We start from the raw sequence: 26,166 nt of genomic DNA, 5'->3' as shown, positions 1-26,166 counted from the left end.
GCTGTGTATTCATCAATATTAAGACCCCGGAGCGTCCTTGCCTTCGCCGCTTGCTTTCGTGAGCGGTATGAGAGGCAGGACGCTTTTGTCTTTCATCCGCTCTATTTCCTCCTCTATGCGCTCTACATCTATCCGCTCGAACAGCAGCTCAAGCTCCAATATAGGCTGCTCTGCCAGGACGGATACCGGGTGCCATACGGGCTGTTCTATGGACAGGAAGCCTCTAATCTTCTCGCAGGAGAAGGGGAGGAACGGGTTCAGCAGGTTAGACAGATTGGCAATAATCTGAACACAGGTGTACAGCGTGTTAGCCCCGGCTGCAGGATCATGCTTGATCTGGAGCCACGGCTGCTGCTGATCGAAATACTTATTGGCCTGGCGGATATGCGAGAAGATGAATTCCAGGGCCTCCTTGAAGTGTCCGGCTTGGGTCAGCCTTCCTGCCTCCTTATACAGCTGGTCCAGACTGCTAACCCATGCTTTATCCAAGACTCCATCTGGAACTCTGCCGTTCCAGAACTTATTCACGAATACGAGGCTGCGGTTGACGAAATTGCCGAATGCGCCCAGCAGCTCGCTGTTATGGCTGTAGATGAACTCTCTCCAGGAGAAGTCGGCATCCCGCTTCTCGGGACCGTTCGCAGTCAGGAAATAACGGACCGAGTCCGGGTCATACCGGCTGAGAATATCCGGCACCCAGACCGCCCAGTTGCGGCTGGTGGAGAATTTCTGCCCTTCCAGGGTCAGATATTCAGAAGAGAAGATCCGGTCCGGCAGATGTAGTTCCTCAGCTCCAAGCAGGATAGCAGGCCAGATCAGGCTGTGAAAAGGAATATTGTCCTTCCCGTGCACATAGTAAGCGGTTATAGGCGGCTGCCCATCGTTATCTTGTGCGGACGCTACAGACCAGAAATCCTCCCAGCGGCCCCCCGTCTCGGCGGCCCATTGCTTGCTGGCCGACAGATAACCGCTGACCGCTTCGATCCAGACATAGATTTTTTTGTCTGCGAAGCCTGGGGTGGGGACATCCACGCCCCAGTCCAGATCGCGTGTTGCTGCGCGGTCCTGCAGGCCTTCCTGCAGATATCTGCGGGTTAGACGGACGGCATTGTCTCTCCAGCCCTGCGCGGAATCAGTATATTCTGTGAGTGCTTGCTGGAAGCTGGACAGCGACAGATAGTAATGCTGAGTAGAGCGCAGCACAGGCGTAGAGCCGCAGAGGGCGCATGTGCGCTCCAGCAGATCCACCGGATCGAGAATCGTTGAACAGTAATCGCATTGGTCTCCCCGGGCCTGCTGTCCGCATACCGGGCAGAGGCCATGAACATAACGGTCCGGCAAGAAGCGCTGGTCCTGCTCACAATAACACTGGAGACTCGATTTCTGGTACAGATACCCGTGATCCAGCAGCTTAAGGAACAGCTCCTGCACCGTATTGTGGTGATGTGCCTGATCGGTCCGGGTATACAAGTCATAAGTGAAGCCCATGGCGCGGAAGCAAGCGGCGAACTCCTCATGATACCGGCTGGCGAATTCACCCGGGGCTACACCCTCCTGCGCCGCCTGTACAGCAACGGGGGTACCGTGACAATCACTGCCGGATACATAGAGCACAGCATCACCTTTAGCACGGTGGTAGCGGGCCAGAATATCTCCCGGAAGAATGCTGGCGAGTCTGCCCAGATGCAGGGAGCCGTTGGCATAAGGCCAAGCCCCTCCAATAAAAATGTTAGTCATATTTCTCTCCTCCTCAAATGATGTGAACGCAAAAAAGGCACTCATCCCCTAAAGGGACGAGAGCCTGTGCTCACGTGTTACCACCCAAATTCATCAATGCCTCGCAGCATCCACCTCTTCAGGTACGTCCGCAGATTAAAGCGGGTATACCCTAGCATGGTAACGGATGCGGGTTCCGGCGCAGCCTACGTCCCGGCGATGCGGGCTTCGATGCGCAGCTCTGAGACCATATTCCCGAGGGTTTTCTTTGCTCCTTTTCAGCATCCGGAGCTCTCTGTGGAAGAATTGCCAGGGTACTCTTTCTCTTCGCAGCTATTGTGGTTATCCTAATTACTGGATATCATATACGCAGGCCGGGAGATTTGTCAACACCGTAAGTCTATTTGCAATCCACTGCACTCCTGTGCGACAGTAGAGAGTAAGGGCTAACGGGAAGGAAGCAGAGGAGTGCCTGATCCTGGCCTGGAATTGAAGCGACACAGTGATCAAAAGGAGATTGAGACTATTGCAGGAAAACAAACAGGAGAAAAAAAGCTCGGGGGCATGGGGGTGGCTGGGCAGTGGGGCGGTACTGCTGCTGCTCAAGGGAAAAGCCATTATCTCTCTGCTTAAGCTGGGGAAAATCGCAGGTCCGCTGATCTCCATGATGGTATCGATCTGGGCTTATGCACTGATTTCACCATGGCAATTTGCTGTGGGCTTCGTTGCATTATTATTCGTTCATGAGATCGGCCATGTTATCGCGGCTAAGCGGATCGGGCTGCCGGTAAGCGCACCGCTGTTTATTCCTTTTATGGGCGCACTGATTACGATGAAGAAGCAGCCGCTGGATGCCAGAGAGGAAGCCTATGTCGCTTTTGGCGGCCCTATACTGGGGAGCATTGGCGCGCTGATCGTGTTCGGAGCAGCTTATTATTATCATAGCCCTTTGTTATATTCACTGGCCTACATCGGCTTCTTCCTGAATCTGATTAACCTGCTGCCGATCCATCCGCTGGACGGGGGCAGAATTGCCACGGCGGTTACACGCTGGTTATGGCTGGTCGGGCTTATTGGAGGATTAGCTGTAATTATCTATCTGAAATCTATCTTATTTGGCGTAATCTGGGTAATGTTCGCTTATGATATGTATAAGAAGTACATCAGCCGGCGGACGAAGAATCAGATGCATACTGTGCTCAAAAGCTTCCTGATCCCCATCGGGGATCTGCAGGAGCAAGGATATCTGATCCCCGGCCCCGAGCATAAGCGGGAGCTGCCGTTCACCACCTACAGTGATTTGAACCGCCAGCAGTTTGTCGGCGTACGCTGGGATAACCTGGATTACTATGGAACGACGACCATGCCGGTGCAGTCGCTGATCGGAAAAGTCAAAGTCGTGCAGCTAGATCAGCTGTATGTGGATGCCAGCCTGCAGATGAAGATGACCTGTGAGATCAGCTTCACGGTATATGACAATGATAAGTACTATGATGTGCCGGCTGCTTCCCGCTGGAGATATGGGGCCGCGTATTTTGTCCTTGCCGGAGTTCTTGGGGGGATGATGTATCTTGTCCATGTAGTTGGCAATGTAAATCTGTAAATCTTCGTTTATGAACCTCCCGATTCGTCAAAGCTGTAAAGAGCCGAGAAGGATGAGGAGGTTAACAACAATGCGGTTGGCAAGAGTATGTCTCTTATGGATTGGAGCATGTCTCCTTCTGGGAATCGCCGGATGTACGGCAGGTAAGCAGGTTCCTGAATATACGGATGTTCACAGGATGACCGGACTGGACGGGAGTCTGAATTCACGGGATAGCCTGACCTCGCCGGTTCTGCGGGATGTGTATGACCGCTCGATTCCCGAGGAGGTCTATGAGACTCCGTAAACAAGGTGGTCGGAGGTTCCCTGTCCAAGGGCCTTGCCCTGAAGCTCTCAGGCTCTATACAGGATATTAATAATTCTGTATAATGCTCCATATTGATTGGAGCTATAGAGAGGAGCCAGGGAGATGGCAGTGGAAATCGTACATGTTACTACAGAGGAGCAGCTTCAAATGGCGCTGGAGATCCGCAAGAAGGTGTTTGTGGAAGAACAGAAGGTGCCGGTAGAAGAGGAGATCGATGAATATGATGCCATCAGTGAGCATGTGCATCATTTCCTGCTCATGGAGGGCGGGCAGCCGGCTGCAACCGGCCGGCTGATCTATTATAAAGCGGACACTGCCAAGATGCAGCGGATAGCCGTTCGGGAAGCCTTCCGCGCTAAGGGATGCGGACGTATCCTGCTGCTGGCTATGGAAGAACGGGCACGTGAGCTGGGTCTGCAGGCTTCCATTCTGGATGCCCAGTGTCATGCAGAACCATTTTACAGCAAGCTCGGCTATGAAGTAATCTCCAAGGAGCCCTTCTATGATGCCGGTATTCTACATGTAAGAATGAGTAAAGCCCTGTAATCTGCCGGATACATACTCTTTCGCTGCTATGGACAAGCTAGAATCGGGCCAGGGGAGCTGGCTAATTCTAGTGCGAAGGAGACGATCCTAAGTGATGAATCAAGAACGGGAACGCTTTATTGCCGCCAAACGTAACGGTGACGGGGACCTGACCGGGTTCCAGACCTCCTCCGGACGCGTGCTGGATTATCAGCAGGCACTTCAGGAGGTTCAGTCCGGCAGCATCGCAGGGGTCAATGTATTTAAGGGCAAAGACGGCGAAATGTATATCCGCGGCGATGCAGATGGAGATCCTACGAACAATCTGGATCAGCTTCCGCAATTTTAGCCGGGCATAGATAACAGGGGGAACGGCCGGACAGGCGTCTTACAGGCGCTGAAGTCCGGCCGTTTCTATGTGCTAAGGGGGACTCAAGCTTCTCTGAAAATACTTCGTTTAAGGTCTGCTGTACATGCCGAAACCGGTTGCTGAAGGGCTTGGTTTTCTTTTCTTCTGCAAAAAGAAATAAATCCCTGAATTCTGCGCAACTTGTCGAAGGCTGAGCAGTATACATTAACAGCATGAATTATTTGGAGGGGCTTTACAATGAGATGGAGAAAAATTGCTCTGTGCACGGTTGTGTTTTTCATGATGGGAAGCTCCTATTTGTTCGCGGACGCTGTGAACCAGAAGATCAAAGTATGGAGCAATGGAAAGGAAATAGCCGATGGCGGCTATTTGATTGACGGCAAGACCTATATTCCCGCCAGGGAGGCCGGGGGTATCGTCAGCTGGGACGGCTCGGGCAGAGTGACGATCCTCAAGCCGAATGTTCATATCGTACTCTTCAAAGGCGACACGGTATTCGGCAATGTTAACACAGGCAAGCTGAAGATGAAGATTCTAACGCAGGTGGACAGCCTCAAGGACAGCATCGCTGCCGTGAAGGTGGCAATCACTGATCCTGCCGGGAATGTGAAGGATATTCTCGAGGATGCCGTCGGCTCCAAGAATGAGGATTTCTGGTTCTCCACACCGGAATTCACCTACGATTTCAAGGAACCGGGCAAATATAGCGTAGGCTTCTTCATGAAGGCGTCGAAGAACGGAGATTACATTCTTGTGTCCGAGAAGGTAGTTACGGCTTCATCCAAGAATTAAGTCTCTCCTGCAAATTGACCTGTCCTTATCTTACGTGTTACGATACCAAATGTAGGATAATTCAATTAAAGTGAGGTATTACAATGAGCGATCACAAACATGAGCATGGCCATGAACATGGTGAAGCATGCGGTTGCGGACATGATCACGACCATGAGCACGAGGAGTTTGTGCTGACCTTGACGAACGAGCAGGGCGAAGATGTAGAAATGGTACTGGTAGAAACGTTCGACGTAGGCGAGAAGTTGTACGCCCTGCTGCTTGAGCGCGAGAATCCGGAAGCAGACGGAATCATCCTTCGTATGGAAGAAGAAGACGAGGAAATGGTTCTGTACAACATTGAAGATGAAACTGAATGGAAAGCTGTTGAAGAAGCTTATAACGAGCTGCTTGCCCAGCAAGAATAGATTTCAGGCATTCATGCAAAACCCCGATACTATACGTATCGGGGTTTTGCATGTCGCACTGCTATAGGACAAGCCTTAGGAGATCGGCTCAGCTTCGACAATTACTTTTATATTGGTAATGCTGCGGTCTTCGGGTCCTTTGACGGGCAATCCGATTTCTACATGGTCAATGATATAGTCGATATTATCCTGGGTAATAACTTCTCCAGGGAGAAGAATAGGAATTCCCGGCGGATAGACGTAGATGAATTCTGCAATGATGTAGCCGGCAGACTCCCGGAAGGGAATCAGCTGCGTATCCGCATAGAAGGCATCTCTCGGGATTAGGGCCAGCTGCGGAATATTCGGCACCTGTACCTTAAGCTCATAGATCTCACCCTTGCTGTAATGGATCGCTGAGAGCACCTGCAGCGCCGCAAGCAGCTTATCTACAGATTCCTTAGTATCTCCAGGGGTAATCAGGCAAAGAATATTATACATGTCGCTGAGTTCAACTTCGATGTTGTACTTCTGCCGGAGCCAGTTCTCGGTCTCGTAACCGGTAATACCCAGATGCCTTACATGAATGTTCAGCTTCGTCGGATCATGATTGAAGGTGGCTTCTGTTCCGAGAATTTCTTTGCCGAAGCTGTACAGCCCCTCGATCTCGTTGATCGAATTGCGGGCATAATTGGACAAGGCGATGGTTCTCGCCGCCATCTCATGGCCGTTCAGGGCAAGGTTGCGTCTGGAGGTATCCAGAGAGGCAAGCAGAATATATGAGGTTGAAGTGGTGGTCAGCATGCTGAGAATGGTCTGTACCCGCTGTGGGTTGACAAGACCCGTCTTGGCATTGAGGTTCAGTACCGAGCTCTGCGTCATGGAGCCGCCCAGCTTATGCACACTGGTTGCTGCCATATCTGCACCGGCCTGCATGGCCGATACCGGTAAGTCCTCATGAAAATGAATCAGTACTCCATGTGCCTCGTCCACAAGTACGGGAACCCCGTAACTGTGGGCCAGGTCGACAATCGAACGGAGGTCGGCGCATACGCCGAAATACGTCGGATTGATAACGAGGACACCCTTGGCATCCGGATGGCGCCTTAAAGCCCGTTCCAGCGAGCTGGTGGTTATGCCGTGGTCTATCCCAAGATTCTCATCCTGTACAGGAGAGACGAAAATAGGCTTGGCTCCGGAGAAAATAATGGCCGACATTACCGATTTGTGAATATTGCGCGGCACAATAATTTTGTCTCCTTCTGAGCAGACAGAGAGGATCATAGTCATGATGGCATTGCTCGTGCCTTGTACACTGAAATACGTGTAATCGGCGCCGAAAGCCTCTGCAGCCAGCTTCTGAGCTTCAAGAATAACCCCGGTGGGCTGATGAAGATCATCAAGCGGTGCAATATTGATCAAATCTATGGATAGAGCGTTATCGCCGATAAACTCACGGAATTCGGCATCGGTCCCTAGCCCCTTCTTATGTCCCGGAATATGGAATTGAACTGGATTTCCGGCGGCATGCTTTTTGAGAGCAGTGAAGAGGGGAGTAGCTTGTTGATTCATTTAATGCTGTCACAACCTTTCGCGAAGAGTGGTTTTTTGATTTCGCTGAAGCAAAAGGCGTCCCCGGAGGGACAGAATACCTATTTCTACTTGAGCAAGCATCAGTATAACAAATCAATCAACATAATACTAGGATGTGATGAAATGTCTGGCAAAGCAGCGGAACGTATGCATATCAGTTTAGCCTCACCGTTCATATTAAAAATGTGGATCATTATTTTCCTGGTCGAATTCGTCAAAGGATCGCTGCTGGTAGCTCTGCTGCCGGTCTATATGGAGAATATTCTGGGCCTCTCCGTAACGGTGGTCGGGTTCGCCTTCGCGCTGCAGTATCTCGGGGATAACCTGTTCCGCAGTCCGTTCGGCTGGGTCATGGAGCGGATCGGCTACCGCTGGACGATGACAGGAGCTCTGCTGCTGCTGCTGGTGGCAGTCGGGCTGATTATCTATGCCAAAGATTCCGTAAGCTTGTCCCTCGCCTGTCTGATTCTGGGGATCGGCACCTCGCCGCTGTGGCCTTGTACGATGACAGGCATCACCGAGCTGGCAGGCTCTACCCGGAGCGGCAGCAGCGGCGCAGCCATGGGGGCGGTGGAGATGGCCTCACTGGCCGGAACCGGCGTCGGTCCGATTATCGTCAACTTCATGATGGATCATGGCGGACAGGGCTACCGGACGGTCTTCCTGGTGCTGATGGGCTTCGCTGCTGCTGTTGTAGCCGTGGCGCTGTTCCTGCCCTCGAAGATCGGCGGTCATGCGCCGCGCGTTGTCCGAGAGATATCGGCGGAGGGGCCACCGGTGCCGCGTAAGCCGGTAAGGCCCCTGGAGAGTCTGAAGCGGACCTGGCAGCAGGTCACCTCCTCCCTGAAGGTAAGCCGCCTGCTGTTCCCGGCATTGTTCCTGCAGGCTTTTGCGATCGGGCTTATGACCCCGGTGGTCACCTTGTTCGCACGTTCGGAGCTGCATGTCACCCCCAACCAGTTCAGCCTGCTGCTGATTGCCGGAGGAGGGATTACCGTGCTAACCCTTATACCCGCCGGGAAGCTGGTCGATAAGGTCGGCACCTCCATCTTCCTTAATATCGGCTTCCTGCTGGCAGCCTGCTCCATGGCTTTCTTCTCACAGGTCCGCTGGCTGCCGCTGGCCTTCGTGGCGGTGGCGCTGGTCGGGATCAGCTATGCGCTGATTCTCCCGGCGTGGAACGCCTTCCTGGCCAAGCAGGTGCCGGAGGGCGAGCGCGGGACCGTCTGGGGGCTCTTCCTGACGCTGCAGGGCTCAGGGATGGTTGCCGGTCCGGTGGTGTCAGGCAAGCTGTGGGATACGGTCAGCCACGGTGCCCCTTTTCTGGCCAGCGCGGGAGTAATGGTTGTGTTATTCGGCCTGCATCTGCTGATCGTCCACCGGACGAAGCTGAAGCACACCAGGGCGCACTGAGTAGAGCGGACACAGGGGGGGGAAGCCAGTGTGGAAATGCAATAAGCCGCAGACTGCCTGAAAAGGAGGCGCAATGCGGCTTTATTGCTGTTTTTGCATATAAAAGGGCTGGACCAACTCACCTAAAACGGGTTCCAGCGTTTGGAAAAGGCTAAAAACGGGTAAAAATAGTCAATAAACCAAGTTACCGCTACATATTATGAAGTATAAAATAAGTGTAAGCCACACAAAGAATCAAGGTGCAAGCGGAGGTCCGGCAGTCTGTTCTACTCTTAGGTTAGGCCGTGAAGCTGACTATGCTTAAATCAAGCAGTTAGGGGGGAGTGCCGTGAACAAAAACGATGAAGTGGAGTACTGCAATCTGGAGCTGCGGTTCGACAGACAGCATATCCAGGATCTAATCAAGGACCTGATCAAGGAAGGTTATTCCCTGTACTGGAGTGAGAACGAGACTGTTTTTCTTATTTCGGTGCGCACCGGCCGCAAGCTTGTGAAGCTGCGCTTCCAGCGGATTAAGGACGGCTTCAAGCTGGTGGGAGACTACATGATCCGTGATGCGCGCCTGTCAGAATGGATGGAGAAGCTGATTGGGGATATGAGAGGTCATGCCGTTGTCAAGCGCTTCCGCGACCGTCAGATCATTATAGAGAATATTTTATTCGGTGAAGTCATCCGCCTGGTGGAGATTTCCGGTTATCAGCAGCGTGTGCTGTACCAGAAGGGGCCGCTGCTGTCGGATCAGGAGCTGACGAAGCTGTTCTACTCCATAGAGGGCGAAGAGCGGATCCGTGACCGCAGGCTTGCCGTGGATGAACAGCTCGACTTGCTGAATGAAGCTATGCGTGAGCGCGATACGGAAGCGGTGGCGGCCAGCACAGCGAGGCTTGAGCAATTGACCAGGGAGCTGGCAGCGCTGGAGTGGTAGTGCACTGAGTGAACTTAGGCGATTAAGGGCATCCCATAATGGGGTGTCCTTTTATTGTGCCTTTCTGGTGGAGGGGGTTCACTTCTGCGGACAAAACCGTTAAAATAGTCATTGTGAGCAATTTCCCTGATGGATCGAAGTTTGTCAATGAAATTGATCTCTCTTTCGCAGGCAGAACTTTGCTGTCTCTGACAAAGGGTGGTATTCTTATACTGCGAGAAATGGATTTCACAAAAATACAGGGTGCAAAGGGTGGAGAACCAGATGTCAAAACAACAAATCGGCGTTATTGGCTTGGCGGTAATGGGCAAAAATTTGGCTCTTAACATCGAGAGCAAAGGCTTCAGCGTATCCGTGTTTAACCGTTCCCCGGAGAAGACACATGATCTGGTTGCAGAAGCAGCAGGCAAGAACCTGGTGGGCACGTTCTCCGTTGAAGAGTTCGTAGGGTCACTGGAAGTACCGCGCAAGATTCTGATCATGGTTCAGGCAGGCCAGGCTACGGATGCCACCATTGAGCAGCTTCTGCCGTACTTGGATCAAGGCGATATCATCATCGATGGCGGTAACGCTTATTTCCCTGACACCGTACGCCGCAGCAAATATCTTGAAGACAAAGGCTTCCGCTTCGTCGGCACCGGCGTATCCGGCGGTGAAGAAGGCGCACTCAAGGGCCCTTCGATTATGCCAGGCGGTCAAGAAAGTGCGTATAAGCTGGTTGAACCTATCCTTACGGCGATTTCAGCCCACGTGGGCGGAGAGCCTTGCTGTACATATATCGGGCCGGACGGTGCAGGACACTATGTCAAAATGGTGCATAACGGCATCGAGTACGGTGACATGCAGCTGATCGGCGAAGCCTACCACCTGCTCAAGGACGTCCTGGGTCTGGATGCCAAGGAGCTGCACAGCACCTTCGCAGAATGGAATAACGGCGAGCTGGACAGCTATCTGATCGAGATTACGAAGGATATCTTCGCCCAGTATGACGAAGAGACCGGCAAGCCGATGGTGGACGTCATCCTTGATGCTGCCGGACAAAAGGGTACCGGCAAGTGGACAAGCCAAAGCTCGCTGGATCTCGGCGTTCCGCTGTCCATGATTACCGAATCCGTCTTCTCCCGCTTCCTGTCTGCCATGAAGGAAGAACGTGTTGAAGCCAGCAAGGTGCTGAGCGGCCCTGCTGCCGCTCCATTCGATGGTGACAAGGCTGAATTCATCGAGAACGTGCGTAAAGCGTTGTTCGCCAGCAAGATCGTATCGTATGCCCAGGGCTTCGCCCAGCTGCGTGTGGCTTCTGACGAATACGGCTGGAATCTGAAGTACGGCGAGCTGGCCAAGATCTGGCGCGGAGGCTGCATCATCCGTTCCCGGTTCCTGCAGAACATCACGGATGCCTATGCCAATAATGCAGAGCTGAAGAACCTTCTGCTTGATCCGTTCTTCAAGGATGTTATGGACAACTACCAGTCGGCATGGCGCAAGGTTATCGCTTCGGCTGTAACTCTGGGTATTCCGGTTCCGGGATTCTCCAGCGCCCTTGCATACTACGACAGCTACCGTACAGAACGTCTTCCGGCGAACCTGCTGCAAGCACAGCGCGATTACTTCGGCGCTCACACCTTCAAGCGTGTGGACAAAGAAGGCGTGTTCCACCACAACTGGCTGGCAGAGTAACAGGCAGCGTTCAGCTTATTGCTTAGGAACCCGAGATGCTTTCCGCTTCATGCGGAGGGCTTTCGGGTTTTTTGCATCCATGAGGCATAGCCATGGCAGGCACAGCCCGCCTGAAAATGAAGGCTGCCGGCATTGTGCAAACTTTTCACCCTGTGTTATGATATGACAAATGTCGCGGCTTGGAGGTTGTTATGGACGATCGAAATATCATTCTCGTCGGGATGATGGCTACGGGGAAATCCACAGTAGGCGCCATTCTGGCCGAGGAGCTTGACTATGAACTGGTTGATCTGGATGCAGTGATTACCGGAAGAGAGGGCCGTGGTATTGCGGATATCTTCGCGGAAGGCGGAGAGCAGGCATTCCGGAGTATTGAATCAGCGGTACTTCAGGAAATGCTGCAGGGAGAGCGCAAAGTGATCTCTACAGGCGGAGGGGCGGTGCTTGCGCCGGGGAATGCCGAAGTCATGCTGGAGCATGGATTCGTAGTGGCCCTTACAGCTTCGGAGGATACCATTATTGAACGGGTCAGCGGGGATGAGAACCGGCCGCTGCTCGCCGGCAATGCGGCAAACCGGGTCCGTTCCATTATGGAACAGCGCAGGGAAGCTTACCGTTTCGCGCATTGCACGGTCGATACAACGGAGTTGAATGTGGCTGAGGTCTCGCAATACATTTTACTGCGTTACCGCGCTTGAGCTTTTATGTGTGTTGGCGCTATGCATCAGGATGAAGTTATTCCGCGCTGGTATCATCCCACTCGATCATGCCACCGCTCAGGTTAGAGCCTTGAATGCCGAATTGCTGCAGATATTCACAGACCCGCTGGCTGCGGTTGCCGGAACGGCAAATGAAGATGATCTCAGTGTCTGACGGAAGCTTGTCCGTCTGCTGCGGGATCTGGCCCATCGGGATATGCTGAGCACCGGGAATCATGCCGAAAGCAACCTCATCCTCTTCACGGACGTCGATCAGTACAAGCTCTTCGCCGGCAGCGAGCCGCTTACGCAGCTCCTGCGGTGTAATTTGCGGAATTTCATTCATGGTAGTACCCTCTTTTCTGCCCGAATGGGAATGGATTCTCTTCACGCAATAATAACACAACTGCGGATTACCCTGTCAAACAGGCCCGTACATACAGACTATATATTATGAAGGAGCGCTTATACTATGGACGTTATTGTTAGGCCTACGCCGACGCTGCAAGGAGAATTCGGAGCCCTGTCCTCCAAAAACTACACCACGCGCTACCTGCTGGTAACCGCTCTCTCTGAAGGAGTCAGCACGATCTACCATCCTGCCCACAGCGAGGACAGCGACGCGATCCGCAGATGTATCGCCGATCTCGGCGCAGTCCTGACCGAAGATGATGAGAAAATCGTAGTACAGGGGTTCGGCCGCCATCCCCGTGACGTCAAGGAGCTGAATGTAGGGAATGCCGGCGCAGTCCTCCGGTTCCTGATGGCGGTAGCTGCGCTTAGCCCGGAGGTTACTTTCGTGAATACGTATCCCGATTCTCTGGGCAAGCGGCCGCATGACGACCTGATTCTGGCACTTGGCCAGCTCGGAGTGGAAGTAGAGCATAATAACGGAAGACTGCCGATTACGATCCGCGGCGGCAAGCCGCAGGGCGGACGGATTACCGTCTCCGGTGCCGTCAGCTCGCAGTATCTCAGCGCACTTTTATTCCTGACCCCGCTGCTTGAAGAAGACAGTGAGATCATCGTGCTGGATGATCTGAAATCCAAGGTGGTCATCGGGCAGACGCTGGAGGTGCTGGAGCAGGCAGGGATTATCGTACATGCGGCGGACGATTATATGTCCTTTAAGGTGCCGGGCCGGCAGGTTTATGCTGCCAAGACCTATACGGTGCAAGGCGATTATCCGGGATCAGCCGCAGTGCTTGCGGCCGCAGCGGTGACCAAGTCGGATGTGACCATTCACCGGCTGGCTGAGAGAAGCAAGCAGGGGGAGCGGGCCATTGTCGATGTGCTGCGGATGATGGAGGTGCCGCTCACCCATGAGAACGGAACAGTGCATGTGCAGGGGAACGGGGTCCTGAAGGCGGTGGAATTCGACGGCGATGCGGCAACTGATGCGGTCCTGGCTATGGTGGCCGCGGCGGTTTTTGCCGAAGGGACCTCACGCTTCTACAATGTGGAGAATCTGCGCTACAAGGAATGCGACCGCATCACGGATTATCTGGCAGAGCTGACCCGGGCCGGTGCGAAGGTTGAGGAACGCCGGGACGAGATCATTGTGCATGGTACACCGGAAGGCGTGGAAGGCGGCGTAACGATTAATGCCCACTATGACCACCGTGTGATTATGGCCCTTACTGTAGTAGGGCTGCGGGCACGCCAGCCATTGCTCATCAAGGATGCCCATCATGTGGCGAAGTCCTATCCGCAGTACTTCGATCATCTGCGCTTGCTGGGTGCGGATGTGGAATGGGTGAAGTGAGCATTTTAGGTTCTTTATGCATTACACCTCTTGCCCCGGAAGATATTCCTTCTGTGTCGAATCTATTCAAGGTAACGATCGCCGATGCCTTCGAACGGGAAGGATTGGGTCACCTGCAGGCCGATATCCGGCAGGAGATCACAGCCAAGATACGAAAGGCTAACGACTCGTTGAATCCGCTGGAGACGGATGTGTATTTCTGGGTTGCCAGAGCCGATGGAATAATCATCGGCACCGTTTCCTACGCGCCTTGCGGAGAGGACATACGGAACTGCACTGATAACCGGCTGTCCGCTGTGGGTGAGCTGGGAAGTCTGTATGTGCTGCCTGGGAATCAAGGCAAGGGTGTGGGCTCGGCGTTAATTGATGAGGTCATGGGATTTTTTAGAAAGCGGGGAATTTCCGAATTCTGCCTGGACAGCGGATATAAGAGGGCCCAGGACAGATGGCTGCGGAAATTCGGAACGCCCTATGCAGCAGTGCAGGATTACTGGGGACCGGGTTCCGTTCATATGGTATGGCTATGCAGCGTGGGGGACCCGGAGGATTCGTAGGCACAGAGATGAATTGACAGGTTACACAAGCTGATGAGAATTTGGAACTTCTAGTGCAGCACTGTATGATGTAGTTGTTGCTGAAAATGATAAAACTGTGACTCAAGCGGCAGTAATGCTGCGGAGGGCATGGAAGAAATCAGACGGAAGGGGAATAAGACATGAGCTTTGAGAACCCAAGCAGGGAAGAAATCGGCGAGATTCTGGCTGCGGCAGGCAATATCGCTGTTGTTGGCCTATCCGACAAAACAGACCGTACCTCATATATGGTTGCAGGCGCTATGCAGAGCCGGGGCTACCGGATCATTCCGGTCAATCCGTTAGTAGACGGGGAGATCCTGGGCGAGAAATGCTACCATACGCTGGCGGATATTCCGGAGCCGGTGGATATTGTGAATGTGTTCCGCCGCAGCGAATACTGCGCAGCTGTAGCTCAGGAGGCTGCTGATATCGGCGCGCGTGTTCTCTGGCTGCAGCAGGGGATCATCAGCCAGGAGGCGGCGGAGATTGCCGCTGCAAATCATATGATCGCAATCATGGACTGCTGCATCAAGGTGGAGGAAGCGATCACCATGAAGGGCCGGAGCCGGGGGTAAGACGAATCGTATGCATGATCAGGTACACAGATCCGGATATACTTGTAGTTCAGAGCTATCCAGATTAAATTTTGCCAAACGTACCTCAGACCTGGTTGCTGCATTCTCGATTAGTTTTCACTAATAAGTATTGCTATACTTGACACAGACGAAGAACGTCCTTTACTCCATTTTAAATGGGGAAAGGGCGTTTTTTGTATTTTCAGGGAGGGGGAAGTAGATATGGAATTTGAGCAGGCACACAGCAGCTTTATGGAGGCACATACGATTGTAAGAACGGGTGAACGGCGGGGGAGGCTGCTGCGCGGACATAACTATGCGGAGAAGCTATTTCTGCAGAATGTATGGTGGCCGCTATTCGAGTCACTGGAGCAGCTGCACCCGGAATATGAGGTGTATGACTGGAACCGGAAATCGCAGTTTCTGGATTTTGCCTTTCTGCCGCAGAACGGGACCCGCTTCGGGATTGAGTGTGACGGCTATCAGAGCCATATCAAGGATATGGACCGGGAGAAGTTCAACTATGCGCTTAACCGGGACACCTTCCTGACAGGCATGGGCTGGAAAATGCTCCACTTCTCGTTCGACGACATCCAGCAGCGTCCCGAAGTGTGCCGGATGCTGCTGCAGCTGGCGCTGGCGCCTTATTTGGCGCGGAGTTCGTCCAGCAGGGAGCAACTATTGTCAAAAGAAATGGATGTGCTAAGGCTGGCATGGCGGATTTCTAGACCGCTTCGGCCTAAAGACTTAATTGAATCTTTACACATTAATTACCGGACAGCACACAAGCTGCTGGTGGCGTTGAGTGATAAGGGTTTCATCAAACCAGTCTCTTCAAAAGAACGGATACGGTATTACGAGGTGAATTCCATGCGGCTAGATCAAATATGGTGAGGGAGGAGCTCAAGATGTAACATGTAATCTATGCGATAATCGGCTTAAGTGTAGTTCGTACAACTAAAATGCGCTGGATAAGGTGTTTTTTGGGTTTAATCGCACTTCGTACAACTAAAAATACGCATTATTGCGATTAGAGTTAAATTGTCCAAAAATAGTTGTACAGAGTGCAGTTAAAGTAAAATAGAAGGTCGTATTGCCAAATATAGTTGTACAAACTACACTTATCCAGTCACAGGAGTCACAGGAGTCACAGGAGTCACAGGAGTCACAGGAGTCACAGGAGTCACAGGAGTCACAGGAGTCACAGGAGTCACAGGAGTCACAGGAGTCGTCCTTTTCACGCCCAGATTCTTTTGACAAAAACTGCTGTAACGCTTACCATTCAATATAGAAAGAAAGGAGAGGGTCGCCTTGAATTGGCTCGGATCTTTGCAGCAGTTGGGCAGAGCCATTATGCTTCCTACCATGGTGCTTCCGGCGGCAGCGATTCTGCTGAGTCTGGGCAGCTTACCGTGGTCTGCATGGGGACTTTCTTCGGTATCCGAAGTGACGACGTACGCGGGGCAAGGAATATTCTATTTCATGCCTTATTTGTTTGCTGTCGGTGTGGCGTGGGGGTTGTCCAATCAGGCCGGACCGGCCGGACTGGCCGCACTCGCAGGGATGTTCACTTATGACCGGATTGTGTCCAACATGGGAGACGGGGCTGTACAGCCTGCAACATTAATTGGGATTATCCTGGGGATTGTAGCCGGTGTAGCGCATAACCGGTTTAAGAATATCAAGCTGCCGGAGGCGATCCAGTTTTTTGGCGGGTCGCGTTTTGTTTTGCTGTTCATGGGCTTATTCTCGGCGCTGTTCGCCTGGGTCATGCTCGGAGTGTCTCCGCTACTACAGGAACTGCTTAATGAGCTGTTCAGGGTAGTGCAGGTGACCGGCGGCTATGGAGTGTTCGTCTACGGTGTGCTGTACAGGGTGCTGACGGCCTTTGGCCTGCACCATATTCTGAATAATGTGTTCTGGTTCCAATTGGGCTCCTTTACGACGCCTGACGGCAGTGCAGTCGTACAGGGGGATTTGCCGCGCTTTTTTGCCGGTGATCCTACAGCGGGTGTGTTCATGGCCGGACTGTTCCCGATTATGATGTTCGCTCTGCCCGCAATTGCCTTTGCAATCATTCAGGAAGCGCGCGAGGACCTCAAGCCCAAGATCAAGAAGACTTTTTTGCGTGCAGCTTTAGTGTGCTTTTTGACCGGTGTGTCGGAGCAGATTGAATTTGCCTTCCTGTTCGCGTCGCCGTATTTGTTTGCGCTGCATGTGGTTATGTCCGGGCTTGCGATGGTGCTGACCTACTCGCTCGGGATTCATCACGGCTTCTCCTATTCGGCGGGGACCATCGATTTCTTCCTCAACATGCATCTGTCCCAGCGGGCCTGGCTGCTGATTCCAATCGGGATCGGCTATGGCATTGTGTATTACAACGTGTTCCGCTGGGCGATCCGCCGGTTTCAAATTCCTACCCCTGGCCGTGAGGAAGGCTCTGAGCTGGGCGACTGGGCGGGCAATATCCCGTATCAGGCTCCGCTGATTCTGGAGGCGCTGGGCGGCAAGGAGAATATTGTGCAGGTTCAGGCCTGCATCACCAGGCTGAGATTAACGGTGCATAATGACCGCTTCATAGATACAGGGGCGCTTAAGGGGCTGGGCTCCGCAGGCATTATCAAGCTGGGCGGCGGCAATGTGCAGGTCGTCTTCGGGACGTATTCGGAGCTGATTCGCGAAGAGATCGACAAGCTGATGCTGCGCGATCTGCCGCAGGTGCTGTTCAGTGCGCCGATCCAGGGGCGGATGATGCCGATTGAAGAGGTGCCGGATCATATTTTTGCCGCGAAGCTGGTGGGGGATGGAGTGGCCTTTGTCCCGGAAAAAGGAGAGCTGGTCTCGCCTGTATTCGGCAAGGTGATGCACGTATACCCTACGATGCACGCAGTGGGCATTGCTACGCCCGAAGGGCTGGAGGTGCTCATGCATATCGGGATCGACACTTCGCAGCTTAAAGGGCCGTTTGAGGCGCTTGTACAGGAAGGGGACAGCGTGGAGCCGGGGCAGCTGCTGGTCAAGTTTGACCTGGCCTTCTTGAAGGAGCATGCCGCTTCGCTGGCGACACCGATGGTGATTACCAACCCGGACCGGGTCAAATCCTGGAGCTACGCGCCATTCAAAAACGTGAAAAAGGGGCAGTCTTCCGTCATGTCCGTGGTACTACATGAAAGCAATGTTGGAGGGATCGAAGCATGATACAAGGCGTAGGCGCCGCAGCAGGTGTTGCCATTGGGAAGGCCTTTGTCTTGCCGAACTGGGAATGGAGTCTGCCGGACACTCAGGTGAATCCGGTGGATCTGGCTAAGGAGTTCGAACGGTTGTACGAAGGCATTCGGACCTCCAAGGACGAGATCGAGTTTATCAAAAAAGAATTCCGCGAGGTCGTCGGACCGGAGGAATCGAGCATTTTCGATGCCCATCTGGCGATCCTGGATGATCCGGTGTTCATGAGCGAAATCCGCGGCATTATCGAACGCCAATACAAGGCAGCCGAGGTGGCGGTCAAGGAAGCGATCGACCACTTCGTGGCGATGTTCGATTTGCTCGACGATGAATATATGAAAGAACGTGCAGTGGATATCAAGGATGTCGGCAACCGCCTGCTGAAGCATCTCCTGGGTGCGCCGGAGGTCACTCTGCCGTCGGATACCCAGCCTTACATTCTGGTAGCGAAGGAGCTGTCCCCCTCACAGCTGGCGCATTTGAATCCGGCGTATGTGCTGGGTATCGTGACGATGATGGGCGGCAAAACCTCGCATTCCTCCATCATGGCCCGTGCGCTCGGCATTCCGCTGGTGGCAGGCCTGGAGAACAAGATCCTGACTCCTATCCAGACAGGGGACATGCTGGTGCTCGATGGGGAGACCGGGGCGGTTATGATTCATCCAGATGAATCCACACTGCTGGACTTCAACACCAGACGTGCGAAGCAGCAGCGGAAGCGGGAGCAATTGGAGCTGCTTGCAACCGTCGAAGCGGTGACGAAGGACGGTGTGTCTCTGCGGCTGGCCGGCAATATCAGTTCCGTGAAGGAGCTGAACATGGCACTGAAATACGGGGCCGAGGGAGTGGGACTGTTCCGTACAGAGTTTCTGTACATGGACCGTAGTACTTTTCCGACAGAGGATGAACAGTTCGAAGTCTATAAGCTGGTTGCGGAAAAAGTCGGCAAGGAGACCGTAGTCATCCGTACACTTGATATCGGGGGAGACAAGCATCTGGATTACTTCCAGCTGCCGGAGGAGCAGAACCCGTTCCTCGGCTACCGGGCCATCCGGATCAGCCTGGACCGCAAGGACATGTTCAAAACCCAGATTACAGCCATTCTGCGGGCCAGTCATTACGGCAATGTCCGGATGATGTTCCCGATGATCTCTTCTGTCGAAGAGGTGCAGGCGGCCAAAGCAGTGTTGAACGAGGTAAAGAGCGAGCTCGACAGCCGGGGTGTACCGTATAACCGTGACATGAAGGTAGGTATAATGATCGAGGTTCCGGCCGCAGTGATGATTGCCGACCTGCTGGCGGAGGAAGTGGACTTCTTCAGTATCGGCACGAATGATCTGGTGCAGTATGTACTGGCTGTGGACCGGATGAATGAGCAGATTGCCCATATGTATCATCCGTACCATCCGGGAGTGCTGCGTATGATCCGCATGACGGTGGATGCGGCACGCAGCGTAGGCATCGATGTCAGTGTATGCGGTGAGATGGCCGCAGATGAGCGCTCACTGCCGCTCTGGCTGGAACTGGGGATCAATGTGCTGAGCATGTCACCGCAAGCCTTGCTGAAGGTGAAGCACCGCACACTGAACACACTGGCTTCTGAAGCCAGGGAGATTGCGAAGGTCTGCTTCCGCAACCGCACCAGCTCTGAGACAGAGGAGCAGCTTACTGCTTTTGTCTCACGGAGCGGATTCCCGCTGGGCGCCGGCGGTGATTCCAAAGAGAAGACATCATAGCCGGGTAACAACTGAACGTTATCGGGTTTTCAAGGACAAGCAGCAAGAATATCTAAATAAAGTCCGGGTGAGGGTCAAGGGGGCCACACACCGGACTTTTTGTTTTGAGATCTGAGGGAACAGGCCTGCCATGCAAAAAAGTAAAACCGTTTGGGCTGCGGGACAGTCAGTATATACAGAAGTCAAAAAAGAAAGGGGAGACTAAGCCTGGATGGAGCATACGTGGGAAGGCGAGCAGGTGCGCCACTTGAATGAACAGGAGCAGCTGTTTATCAACCGGGTACTGGAGCAGAAGAAAATACTCTACAGTATTGCGTACAGCTACTTGCGCAGCGAGGCGGAGGCACTCGAGATGGTTCAGGAAACTACATACCGGGCCTGGGTGAAGCGCGGGAGCCTGAAGGATGAGGACCGGTTCGCACCCTGGCTGACCCGGATTCTGATCAACTGCTGCAAGGACGAACTGAAACGGAGGAAGCGGCTGGCTGCTCCTGTGCCTGAACAGGCAAGAGCTGGACTGCAGGAGATGACCAGTGACCGTAAGCTGGATATGGAGCAGGCTCTGGAAGCGGTAAAGCCCAAATACCGTCAGGTGCTTGTACTGAAGTACTACCGGGATATGACGCTGACAGAAATTGCCGAGGTGCTGGGCAAGCCGGAAGGAACGGTCAAGACCTGGCTGAACAAGGGACTTAAGCAGTTACGTGACAAAATGAAAATCAAAGGGGGACTATAGCATGGTCAAGACAGAAGAAGAGCTGCTGAAGGAGTATTACCACAGTCTGTCGGCAGAAGCGGAGGAGGTCCCGGAAATGCGGCTGAACACGGCAATCCGCAGAGGCATAACACGTTCCCGGAGAAGCTCTATGTCATTAAGGAAGCGTTATGCTCTGGCTACAGCGGCGGCAGTACTTGGACTTGTGCTGTTATTCTCCTTTCCCCGGGCGAGTGAGGTGTTGAAGTCACAGGGGGCAGCTCCGGATCAGGCAGCAATATTTCAGAGCTACGGACCCTTTGAAAAGTATATTCCAGCTGTGATGACCACAAACGCTGTATCTTCGGCAATCGAGGATGGCCTTGTACAGCGCGTCACGGGTGTTACTGCGGAGCAGAACGGATTTGTTCTGACTGTAGATGGAATTGCTGCGGATCAGAAGGGGATTATCGTCTTGTATTCATTACAGAATAAGACTGATGAGAATGCCCGAGTAGCACATATTCAGTTAACATCAGCTGTTTCAAATCCTTTGCATACATCCCTGGGGCCTGATAATTCAATTTCCCCAAAACGTATAACCTACGGTTATGAGGTAAGGCAGTGGGAGAGTGATGATGCAGGCGCTCTTCCCGATCAAATTAAGTTTGAGCTTGAGCTTGGTAAGTACAAGCAGTTCACGCCAGCTTCAGCAGATAGCCCTCTCGCTAAATTTTCTGTAGCTCTTCCGCTGGACCGGGAGCAGATCGCCAAGGCAGGAGAAACCATACATGTAGACAAAACACTGGAAATAGACGGTCAGAAAATTGAAATTAATGAGGTCTATCTGGCCGCCTCCGGCATTTATCTGGACTATACCTGCGACCCGCTGAACTCCAAACAGATCTTCTCTATGTACAAACCGGGGTTCTTAGCAGGCGGCAGCGGTGATTATTCGTATCTGGCTTTACGCGCCGCCAGCTTTACGGACAGTGGAGGCAGACTGATATTTGCCAACGACAGGAGCTCGACACAATCGCTCCAGCTGCAAATCAATGGAATTCTGGCGCTGGATAAGCAGGCAACCCAATTAATTATTGATACGGATAAGCAACAAATTATTAAGGCTCCAGATCAGAATTTGCAAATGTCCATTCACAACACGGAGAAGGGCTCCACGATGGTGCTGGAATATGATTCTCAAGCACAGAGTAACAGCATCTACAATGACCTTATGCTGGGACAAACATTTACCGATGGAGCAGGTACAGTTCATTCAGCAGATAAATTTGATATCGATATTCCGCAGCGCACTGAGCCGGTGAAAGCGAAGTCCATCCCTCACATGTACTACCGGGGTCTGGGCAGCAATAAATACCCGCAGCCGCTGACGTTCACCATTGAGGCGTATCCTGCCCTGATCAAAGAGAAGCTGTCTGTCCCTATCCGCTAATCCCCCATATAGAAGCAAAAGCGGCAACAAGCCCTGAACCCTGTCAGACGACAGGGCAGGGCTTGTTGTTTATAGCAGATCTCATGTTGCCTGCTACTCACCGGCCAGCGCATCGCAGAACGCTTTGCCGTAAGGCGGCAGATCCGGCGGGCGGCGGGCGGAGATGATGTGTCCGTCCTGGACGAGCGGCTCGTCCTTCCAGATGGCTCCGGCGTTCTCCATATCGTCACGGATGCCCGGCGTGGAGGTGACCGTTACGCCTTCGAGAATTTTGGCGGAGATTAAGACCCAGCCGGCATGGCAGATCTGGCCAATCGGCTTCTTCGCAGTATTGAAATCCTGCACCAGCTTCAGCACTGCGCTGTACCGGCGGATTTTGTCGGGTGCCCAGCCTCCGGGAACGAGGATGCCGTCATAATCGGCAGCCTTCAGCTCGTCCCAGCTGTATTCAGCCGTGGCGGGTACACCATATTTGCCTACATACGTCTTGCCCTTCTCAAGGCCTGCCAGATGTACCTCAGCCCCTTCCTCACGCACGCGGTATACGGGATACCACAGCTCAAGGTCTTCAAATTCATCGTCCACCAGTGCAATGACTTTTTTACCAGACAGTCTCATTCTGTACAGCTCCCTTCGGCTTAACTTCCTGATATCTATGTCATTCTATCAAAAGAGACAGTTGAAGTCACTTTTCGATATGGAAATTCCTACTACTATCGCCAATTAAAACATGATATGCAAACTAGCAGGGATTCAGGGGGATGAGGTCGAATACTAGAGAGGGAAAAGGCAAAGCTATGCGTTTTTAAAAGATCATTCTGAGGTGTGGGAGATGTATAAGGAACAATTAATGAAGAAGTCTTGTGGCTGCGGCGGGATCATGACCATACATATGCACACACTGATTTATAGTGCGAAGATCAAAATTACTAATGTCCCTGTATATACCTGCGGGCAATGCGCCCGTTATGAGCCCTTGCCGGTTATTAAGCGTGACCTGGGCCTGCTGATCCGGGAGCTTGGAGAGCGCCCTGCGGGCAAGCTGCATCTGTCCTTTGCGGACCGTAATGAGTGGGCCAGTGTGCTGAAGGATACCTTTGCTGCGGGCTTGTTTGCCGGCGGCTTGCCGGAATTGGAGGAGGCTATCCGCAAGGCTATGCAGAGCCGGATTGATCTGCTGCTGGATGTATACCGCACGGCGGCGGATCTGTCTGACAAGAAGTGGATGGAAGAGATCGGCCTGCGGCTCTCCCAGTTGACGGCTCATTCGGCAGAAAGTGCCAAATAAAGAGCATTTTTTGACATTTTGAAAAAAAGTCTGCAAAAACAATGAAAAACTTTCAACGAATGTTGGATTTTTCACGCGCTTTTTGATACGATAGAGAAAGCATACAGAATTCTTGAAATTTTAAGGGCTTCCCACTGGAAGCTATTGGAGGATCAGGAATTGGCGGAAGGCGTCAAAGCCGCGCCAGGACTGGCGTTTCAACCTTTGAAAGAAATTTTGAAAGGAAAATGAAGCGTTATCATTGCACAATTGTACAAAGTGTCGTATCATAATTTTAATTAGTCGAACGATAAAATTTATCGCAATGGAGAGAGTAATTTGACGGTAACCATTTACGATGTAGCTCGAGAAGCAGGCGTATCTATGGCTACGGTATCACGGGTTGTGAATAATAACCCCAACGTGAAACCGCAGACCCGGAAGAAGGTTTTTGAAGCGATTGAGCGTTTGGGCTATCGTCCGAATGCGGTGGCGAGAGGTCTCGCCAGCAAGAAAACGACAACCGTAGGGGTTGTTATCCCTGATATCTCAAACTCGATTTTTGCGGAAATTGCACGCGGGATTGAAGATATTGCCAATATGTATCACTACAACATTATTCTCTGTAACGCTGACAAGCGTAAAGAGAAGGAGATTCGTGTCATTAACACACTGCTCGAGAAGCAGGTGGACGGGCTGCTGTTCATGGGCGGAACCGTTACGGAAGAGCATATTCAGGCGTTCCAGACCTCTGCTGTGCCTATCGTGCTCTGTGCGACCCGCGATGAGAAGGGAACTTATCCTTCCGTGGATATCGACCATGAGACGGCTGCATTTGATGCGGTGAATACGCTGATCCGCCACGGACACCGCGAGATCGCAATGATCAGCGGTACGCTGCAGGACCCTGCGAACGGCTATGCCCGGTTCCACGGCTACAAGAAGGCGCTGGAGGCGGCAGGTATCGAGTATCAGGAGGATCTGGTACGCATCGGTAACTATCGTTACGAATCCGGTGTCGAAGCCATGAAGTACTTCCTGGGTCTGAAGAAGAAGCCGACGGCTATCTTTGCTGCTACCGATGAGATGGCGATTGGCGCCATTCACAGTATTCAGGATGAAGGTCTTAAGGTGCCGGATGACTTCTCGATTATCAGTGTAGACAACATCCGGATGGCTTCAATGGTTCGTCCGCTCCTCACTACTGTAGCACAGCCGATGTATGATCTCGGTGCTGTAGCGATGAGACTGCTGACGAAGCTGATGAAGAAGGAGACGGTTGAGAATCCGCGGGTTATTTTGCCGCATGAGACCATTCTTCGTCTGTCTGTCAACCATGTCAATAAATAAGTTCAGTACGTTTAGCTCGTGAACATAGGTTACTTAAGAAGCTCCTTCGGGAGCTTTTTATGTTTGCGGACACAAAGTTCGGGGGGGATATAAAATGAGCGGAGTATTGGGTCTGATTGGCGCAATGGATGAAGAAATCAAGCTGCTGCTGGAAGAGATGGAGAATCGGCAGACCGCGGTGAAGGCCGGAATTACCTTTTATGCAGGGACAGTGTTCGGGAAGGCAGCTGTAGTCTGCAAATCTGGGGTAGGCAAGGTGAACGCCGCCGTAACCACACAGATTCTGCTGGACAGCTTCGGCGTGGAGCAGGTGCTGTTCACTGGTGTGGCCGGGGCGCTGCATCCTGAGCTGGACATCGGAGATATTGTGATTTCGTCCTCCTGCATTCAGCATGATATGGATGCTACAGCGCTCGGCTATGCCAGAGGGGTGATTCCGTATCAGGAGATCTCCGTCTTCCAGGCAGATCCGCTGCTGGTGAAGTTAGCAGAAGAGGCCTGTCTAGAGCTGGAGCAGAAGTCTGTAACAGGCATTGTGCTGTCCGGGGATCAATTCATTGCCAGCAGGGCGTCCGTAGCTATGCTGCGTGAGCAGATGGACGGGGCCTGTGCAGAGATGGAGGGTGCGGCGGTCGCCCAAGTCTGCCATATGAACGGGATCCCTTTTGTAATCGTACGTTCAATGTCGGACAAAGCCGACGGCTCAGCCCATGTGAATTACAGTGAGTTCACCGTAACGGCCTCGCAGCATTCCCATGCCATTCTGGAGCATATGCTTAAGGCTATGTAACCTGCAGGCAGGCCGCCTGAATTAATACATAAACCGCTGTCTGAAGCGCACCCGGTCGAAGGTCTCGCGGGAGGACAGCGGCACATCCTGGCCCATGCGGACCATGAGGCAATTCGCCGGATGCGAGCAGATCTCCGGGTCATCGGTGGCATACCACACCATATCTACCGTCTTCATCAGCTTCTCCATCATCTGGCGGTACTCCCATACATTAAGACCGCTCCCCTTGAGGTCCCAGTGCCAATAATATTCGGTTGTGAATACGATGCAGTTCTCCAGTTGTCCCTTTTCAAAAGCGCTTGAAACCAGCAGCTTCGCAAGCCCGCTTCCGCGATACTCGTCAGCCACTTCGATGGCTCCCAGCTCAATCAGATCCTCCATCCCGCCCTGAGACCATAACTCCAGTTCATCCGGATAATGAAAAGTAACATAGCCTACGATAACGTCTGAGACCACTGCTGCTACGATGCGCCCTTCGGGCAAGCCAGATATTTCGATCAAGGCTTCAAGCTGCTCCTGCGGCTTACGGAAGGCGTCCAGATCGCGGTGCATGCTTAAGGTCTGGAGCGTTTCGGGAGATAAGGGTCCACGGACAGAAATCAGCCGGCCTTGATGCTCTATGGTATGGGATACAGGGATTTTATGGTGCTCCATGCTTGGGCTCCCTTCCGGTTCACTATAATATGGAATGTAACCGCTTCCTGTGATATACTGATTCCGACACGGAATAT

Annotated in this window: 26 protein-coding genes; 21 read left to right on the top strand and 5 right to left on the bottom strand. The window is 52.7% G+C overall.

Annotated elements, in window-relative coordinates; all coding sequences use genetic code 11:
• Positions 1-18 precede the first annotated feature (18 nt).
• Positions 19-1,737, bottom strand: a complete 1,719-nt coding sequence (gene metG / locus MKY64_RS13780) for a methionine--tRNA ligase (RefSeq protein WP_339313906.1) — start codon at positions 1,735-1,737, stop codon at positions 19-21.
• Positions 1,738-2,242: 505 nt separating this feature from the next.
• On the opposite strand from metG, the gene MKY64_RS13775 reads away from it, so the two are divergent.
• The 6 genes from MKY64_RS13775 to MKY64_RS13750 all read left to right on the top strand — a co-directional run bounded on the left by MKY64_RS13775 (position 2,243) and on the right by MKY64_RS13750 (position 5,720).
• Positions 2,243-3,319, top strand: coding sequence for a site-2 protease family protein (locus MKY64_RS13775; protein ID WP_340953515.1), 1,077 nt, complete (start codon positions 2,243-2,245; stop codon positions 3,317-3,319).
• A 70-nt stretch (positions 3,320-3,389) separates the two neighbouring features.
• A complete protein-coding gene (locus MKY64_RS13770) occupies positions 3,390-3,605 on the top strand; it encodes a hypothetical protein (RefSeq protein ID WP_076074250.1) in 216 nt (71 codons plus the stop codon).
• 123 nt (positions 3,606-3,728) lie between these two features.
• Complete coding sequence (locus MKY64_RS13765) at positions 3,729-4,172, top strand: GNAT family N-acetyltransferase (protein WP_340953513.1); 444 nt, start codon at positions 3,729-3,731, stop codon at positions 4,170-4,172.
• Positions 4,173-4,263: 91 nt separating this feature from the next.
• Positions 4,264-4,500, top strand: a complete 237-nt coding sequence (locus MKY64_RS13760; protein ID WP_036695032.1) for a DUF3892 domain-containing protein — start codon at positions 4,264-4,266, stop codon at positions 4,498-4,500.
• Between the two features lie 258 nt (positions 4,501-4,758).
• Entirely contained in the window at positions 4,759-5,313 is a 555-nt protein-coding gene (locus tag MKY64_RS13755; RefSeq protein ID WP_036729511.1) for a copper amine oxidase, read from the top strand.
• 83 nt (positions 5,314-5,396) lie between these two features.
• On the top strand, positions 5,397-5,720 hold the full coding sequence (locus MKY64_RS13750) for a DUF1292 domain-containing protein (protein ID WP_036729508.1): 324 nt from the start codon (positions 5,397-5,399) through the stop codon (positions 5,718-5,720).
• A gap of 75 nt (positions 5,721-5,795) precedes the next feature.
• Here MKY64_RS13750 and MKY64_RS13745 read toward each other — a convergent pair whose 3' ends face one another.
• A complete protein-coding gene (locus tag MKY64_RS13745; RefSeq protein WP_036729506.1) occupies positions 5,796-7,271 on the bottom strand; it encodes an aminotransferase class I/II-fold pyridoxal phosphate-dependent enzyme in 1,476 nt (491 codons plus the stop codon).
• 144 nt (positions 7,272-7,415) lie between these two features.
• Here MKY64_RS13745 and MKY64_RS13740 point away from each other — a divergent pair, with 144 nt between their 5' ends.
• The 4 genes from MKY64_RS13740 (at position 7,416) to MKY64_RS13725 (ending at position 12,005) form a co-directional block, all read left to right on the top strand.
• Positions 7,416-8,705 carry an MFS transporter gene (locus MKY64_RS13740; RefSeq protein ID WP_340953511.1) on the top strand — a complete coding sequence of 430 codons (1,290 nt, stop codon included), beginning with the start codon at positions 7,416-7,418 and terminating at the stop codon, positions 8,703-8,705.
• A 328-nt stretch (positions 8,706-9,033) separates the two neighbouring features.
• Complete coding sequence (locus MKY64_RS13735; RefSeq protein ID WP_209877659.1) at positions 9,034-9,630, top strand: hypothetical protein; 597 nt, start codon at positions 9,034-9,036, stop codon at positions 9,628-9,630.
• Between the two features lie 264 nt (positions 9,631-9,894).
• Positions 9,895-11,307, top strand: coding sequence for an NADP-dependent phosphogluconate dehydrogenase (gene gndA / locus MKY64_RS13730; protein WP_339255976.1), 1,413 nt, complete (start codon positions 9,895-9,897; stop codon positions 11,305-11,307).
• A gap of 191 nt (positions 11,308-11,498) precedes the next feature.
• Complete coding sequence (locus MKY64_RS13725; RefSeq protein WP_340953510.1) at positions 11,499-12,005, top strand: shikimate kinase; 507 nt, start codon at positions 11,499-11,501, stop codon at positions 12,003-12,005.
• Between the two features lie 37 nt (positions 12,006-12,042).
• Here MKY64_RS13725 and MKY64_RS13720 read toward each other — a convergent pair whose 3' ends face one another.
• Positions 12,043-12,351, bottom strand: a complete 309-nt coding sequence (locus MKY64_RS13720) for a rhodanese-like domain-containing protein (RefSeq protein WP_209877658.1) — start codon at positions 12,349-12,351, stop codon at positions 12,043-12,045.
• 126 nt (positions 12,352-12,477) lie between these two features.
• On the opposite strand from MKY64_RS13720, the gene aroA reads away from it, so the two are divergent.
• The 8 genes from aroA (at position 12,478) to MKY64_RS13680 (ending at position 22,028) form a co-directional block, all read left to right on the top strand.
• Positions 12,478-13,770 (top strand): 3-phosphoshikimate 1-carboxyvinyltransferase, encoded by a 1,293-nt coding sequence (gene aroA / locus MKY64_RS13715; protein ID WP_340953509.1) that lies wholly within the window; start codon positions 12,478-12,480, stop codon positions 13,768-13,770.
• Between the two features lie 53 nt (positions 13,771-13,823).
• Positions 13,824-14,324 carry a GNAT family N-acetyltransferase gene (locus MKY64_RS13710; protein WP_340953507.1) on the top strand — a complete coding sequence of 167 codons (501 nt, stop codon included), beginning with the start codon at positions 13,824-13,826 and terminating at the stop codon, positions 14,322-14,324.
• A gap of 161 nt (positions 14,325-14,485) precedes the next feature.
• The gene (locus tag MKY64_RS13705) at positions 14,486-14,920 is read left to right on the top strand and encodes a CoA-binding protein (RefSeq protein ID WP_340953505.1); all 435 of its coding nucleotides are present in this window, start codon (positions 14,486-14,488) and stop codon (positions 14,918-14,920) included.
• A 222-nt stretch (positions 14,921-15,142) separates the two neighbouring features.
• Positions 15,143-15,814 carry a hypothetical protein gene (locus tag MKY64_RS13700; protein WP_209877651.1) on the top strand — a complete coding sequence of 224 codons (672 nt, stop codon included), beginning with the start codon at positions 15,143-15,145 and terminating at the stop codon, positions 15,812-15,814.
• 417 nt (positions 15,815-16,231) lie between these two features.
• On the top strand, positions 16,232-18,118 hold the full coding sequence (locus tag MKY64_RS13695; protein WP_036729487.1) for a glucose PTS transporter subunit IIA: 1,887 nt from the start codon (positions 16,232-16,234) through the stop codon (positions 18,116-18,118).
• Positions 18,115-19,881, top strand: coding sequence for a phosphoenolpyruvate--protein phosphotransferase (ptsP, locus tag MKY64_RS13690; protein WP_340953503.1), 1,767 nt, complete (start codon positions 18,115-18,117; stop codon positions 19,879-19,881). Before MKY64_RS13695 ends, ptsP begins: the two co-directional genes overlap by 4 nt.
• Before the next feature lie 211 nt (positions 19,882-20,092).
• On the top strand, positions 20,093-20,617 hold the full coding sequence (locus MKY64_RS13685) for a sigma-70 family RNA polymerase sigma factor (RefSeq protein ID WP_340953501.1): 525 nt from the start codon (positions 20,093-20,095) through the stop codon (positions 20,615-20,617).
• Between the two features lies 1 nt (position 20,618).
• Complete coding sequence (locus MKY64_RS13680) at positions 20,619-22,028, top strand: DUF4179 domain-containing protein (protein ID WP_340953500.1); 1,410 nt, start codon at positions 20,619-20,621, stop codon at positions 22,026-22,028.
• Positions 22,029-22,121: 93 nt separating this feature from the next.
• Here MKY64_RS13680 and MKY64_RS13675 read toward each other — a convergent pair whose 3' ends face one another.
• A complete protein-coding gene (locus MKY64_RS13675; protein WP_036729480.1) occupies positions 22,122-22,646 on the bottom strand; it encodes a type 1 glutamine amidotransferase domain-containing protein in 525 nt (174 codons plus the stop codon).
• 232 nt (positions 22,647-22,878) lie between these two features.
• Here MKY64_RS13675 and MKY64_RS13670 point away from each other — a divergent pair, with 232 nt between their 5' ends.
• The 3 genes from MKY64_RS13670 to MKY64_RS13660 all read left to right on the top strand — a co-directional run bounded on the left by MKY64_RS13670 (position 22,879) and on the right by MKY64_RS13660 (position 25,435).
• On the top strand, positions 22,879-23,316 hold the full coding sequence (locus tag MKY64_RS13670) for a hypothetical protein (protein WP_076074887.1): 438 nt from the start codon (positions 22,879-22,881) through the stop codon (positions 23,314-23,316).
• A 318-nt stretch (positions 23,317-23,634) separates the two neighbouring features.
• Positions 23,635-24,645, top strand: a complete 1,011-nt coding sequence (gene ccpA / locus MKY64_RS13665; protein WP_036695017.1) for a catabolite control protein A — start codon at positions 23,635-23,637, stop codon at positions 24,643-24,645.
• Positions 24,646-24,739: 94 nt separating this feature from the next.
• On the top strand, positions 24,740-25,435 hold the full coding sequence (locus MKY64_RS13660; protein ID WP_340953499.1) for a 5'-methylthioadenosine/adenosylhomocysteine nucleosidase: 696 nt from the start codon (positions 24,740-24,742) through the stop codon (positions 25,433-25,435).
• Positions 25,436-25,456: 21 nt separating this feature from the next.
• On the opposite strand, the gene MKY64_RS13655 is transcribed toward MKY64_RS13660, so the two are convergent.
• On the bottom strand, positions 25,457-26,089 hold the full coding sequence (locus MKY64_RS13655) for a GNAT family N-acetyltransferase (RefSeq protein WP_209877641.1): 633 nt from the start codon (positions 26,087-26,089) through the stop codon (positions 25,457-25,459).
• Positions 26,090-26,166 lie beyond the last annotated feature (77 nt).

Source organism: Paenibacillus sp. FSL R7-0210 (assembly GCF_038009085.1).
Classification (GTDB): Bacteria; Bacillota; Bacilli; order Paenibacillales; family Paenibacillaceae; genus Paenibacillus_AQ; species Paenibacillus_AQ silagei.
Note: the sequence above shows the minus strand (reverse complement) of the source record. Positions and strands in the feature narration are given on the sequence as shown.

Bases quoted from the DNA above. Each gene is read 5' to 3' on its own strand.
- metG (WP_339313906.1), bottom strand. From the start codon at position 1,737: ATGACTAACATTTTTATTGGAGGGGCTTGGCCTTATGCCAACGGCTCC.
- MKY64_RS13770 (WP_076074250.1), top strand. From the start codon at position 3,390: ATGCGGTTGGCAAGAGTATGTCTCTTATGGATTGGAGCATGTCTCCTT.
- MKY64_RS13765 (WP_340953513.1), top strand. From the start codon at position 3,729: ATGGCAGTGGAAATCGTACATGTTACTACAGAGGAGCAGCTTCAAATG.
- MKY64_RS13755 (WP_036729511.1), top strand. From the start codon at position 4,759: ATGAGATGGAGAAAAATTGCTCTGTGCACGGTTGTGTTTTTCATGATG.
- MKY64_RS13750 (WP_036729508.1), top strand. From the start codon at position 5,397: ATGAGCGATCACAAACATGAGCATGGCCATGAACATGGTGAAGCATGC.
- MKY64_RS13745 (WP_036729506.1), bottom strand. From the start codon at position 7,271: ATGAATCAACAAGCTACTCCCCTCTTCACTGCTCTCAAAAAGCATGCC.
- MKY64_RS13740 (WP_340953511.1), top strand. From the start codon at position 7,416: ATGTCTGGCAAAGCAGCGGAACGTATGCATATCAGTTTAGCCTCACCG.
- gndA (WP_339255976.1), top strand. From the start codon at position 9,895: ATGTCAAAACAACAAATCGGCGTTATTGGCTTGGCGGTAATGGGCAAA.
- MKY64_RS13725 (WP_340953510.1), top strand. From the start codon at position 11,499: ATGGACGATCGAAATATCATTCTCGTCGGGATGATGGCTACGGGGAAA.
- MKY64_RS13720 (WP_209877658.1), bottom strand. From the start codon at position 12,351: ATGAATGAAATTCCGCAAATTACACCGCAGGAGCTGCGTAAGCGGCTC.
- aroA (WP_340953509.1), top strand. From the start codon at position 12,478: ATGGACGTTATTGTTAGGCCTACGCCGACGCTGCAAGGAGAATTCGGA.
- MKY64_RS13705 (WP_340953505.1), top strand. From the start codon at position 14,486: ATGAGCTTTGAGAACCCAAGCAGGGAAGAAATCGGCGAGATTCTGGCT.
- MKY64_RS13700 (WP_209877651.1), top strand. From the start codon at position 15,143: ATGGAATTTGAGCAGGCACACAGCAGCTTTATGGAGGCACATACGATT.
- ptsP (WP_340953503.1), top strand. From the start codon at position 18,115: ATGATACAAGGCGTAGGCGCCGCAGCAGGTGTTGCCATTGGGAAGGCC.
- MKY64_RS13685 (WP_340953501.1), top strand. From the start codon at position 20,093: ATGGAGCATACGTGGGAAGGCGAGCAGGTGCGCCACTTGAATGAACAG.
- MKY64_RS13680 (WP_340953500.1), top strand. From the start codon at position 20,619: ATGGTCAAGACAGAAGAAGAGCTGCTGAAGGAGTATTACCACAGTCTG.
- MKY64_RS13675 (WP_036729480.1), bottom strand. From the start codon at position 22,646: ATGAGACTGTCTGGTAAAAAAGTCATTGCACTGGTGGACGATGAATTT.
- MKY64_RS13670 (WP_076074887.1), top strand. From the start codon at position 22,879: ATGAAGAAGTCTTGTGGCTGCGGCGGGATCATGACCATACATATGCAC.
- MKY64_RS13660 (WP_340953499.1), top strand. From the start codon at position 24,740: ATGAGCGGAGTATTGGGTCTGATTGGCGCAATGGATGAAGAAATCAAG.
- MKY64_RS13655 (WP_209877641.1), bottom strand. From the start codon at position 26,089: ATGGAGCACCATAAAATCCCTGTATCCCATACCATAGAGCATCAAGGC.